Genomic DNA, 1,544 nt, shown 5'->3' on the forward strand with positions numbered 1-1,544 from the left:
AAATTGTGTAACGTGCTTAACTAATGCCCTTTCTATTTCACGCTCCTGAGCCTCCACGGTTTTACAAGATATTGATTCAAGGGGAAATATCCTAATAAACTTTGGCTCAAAATATACAATTAATTTTGCCTGAGTACTTACATATTCAAGTAAGTGACGGGACTAATCTAACCAAAAAGCTTAGTAACCCCCAAGAAAAATCCAGGAATCACAAAAAATACCCCGATAATGTAAACAAAGGCTAAATATTTTCTCTCACTTGCCATAGAAGCAAATGTTACTGCCAGAAAAATCGGTATCCTGTACATGAAGGAAATACAAAAAATAATCAGAACACCAAAGAAGTTAAAAAGAAAATGAACCATGGCAATTTGTAAAGCATAGACTTCGGTATCTCCCGAAATTGCGGTCGCAGCAAGTATAGCAGTCACAGTCGTGCCAATATTAGCCCCCAGGGTAAAGGGATAAACTTGCTGTAAGGTCATCACACCAGCGGCGGCTAAAGGAACAATTAAACAGGTTGTTGTTGTGGAAGACTGAACCAAAATCGTCATGAACATCCCGTCAGCAATGCCAGCAATGGGACCTCTCCCCACTGCTATTTCGAAAATATCTTTGGCACGACCCACCAGTACAACTTTGAGGAGCTTACTAATAAAATAGATCGCTGATATAATGACAATAACCCCTACAAAGATCAGGAAAAGTCCATCAAAAGGTTCAGGGAAATTGCTGGCTATGCCTCTGAAAAAACCGACCACCGGGCTTGTTGCCGCCCTGACAAAGTTGTAATCTCCGATGCTTAGGGAATAATCGCCAATAAAAAACCGTGCAAGATAGCCCGCCGCAGTTTGGAGGGGATGAAAGAGAATTTCAAGGGGGAGAAAAATAATCACACAGAAGATGTTGAACATATCAAGGATAGTGGCGGCCCCCAGCGCTCGCTTAAAAGCCTCTTTATCCCCCATACTGGCTAGACTCACGAGGGTGCTAGTGAGACTGGTTCCGACATTGGCTCCCATGATGATCGGTACGGCAGTTGCCACGGGTAAGCCTCCCCCTACCAAACCAACCGTAATTGAGGTAACAGCACTGGAAGACTGAGTTAGCGCTGAGGCAAGCGTCCCAACGATCAGTCCTAGGAAAGGATTGGTGGCAAAGGCAAAGATTTCTTCGGCTTGGTCGGCGGTAGCTGTCCTAAAGCCTCGGCTCACCAGTTCAACTGCCACAATAATGATATAAACCAGCACTAACACGGCAATCCATTGGGGCAGTTTGTTGCCTTGAGTTGTCCGTCGATTTTTTTCTGGAACTTGCTCTTGAATATTACTCATAGCTAATATGTGAATAGATTTTATCTCTCATGAAGAAATTAGTCTTTACCTTGAATGCTGCCATAAAAATTCTGATCACTGGTTAATAAAAACTTAATTTTTGATTAAATTCTGGTTATTTCTTTTATTTGCCGTAGTTCATTAGTCAAACGGATGATATCAAGTTCGCTTAATCGGTTATAATATCAGTGACCAATGCCAAACTTGCGA

General features: G+C 42.2%; 1 protein-coding gene. It reads right to left on the reverse strand.

Annotated elements, in window-relative coordinates; translation table 11 throughout:
• Positions 1-167: 167 nt before the first annotated feature.
• Positions 168-1,334 (reverse strand): Na/Pi symporter, encoded by a 1,167-nt coding sequence (locus P5683_RS24735; protein ID WP_315641192.1) that lies wholly within the window; start codon positions 1,332-1,334, stop codon positions 168-170.
• Between the last annotated feature and the right edge of the window lie 210 nt (positions 1,335-1,544).

Origin of the sequence: Limnospira sp. PMC 1279.21 (assembly GCF_032349615.1) — a bacterium.
In the GTDB taxonomy this organism is placed as follows: domain Bacteria; phylum Cyanobacteriota; class Cyanobacteriia; order Cyanobacteriales; family Microcoleaceae; genus Limnospira; species Limnospira fusiformis.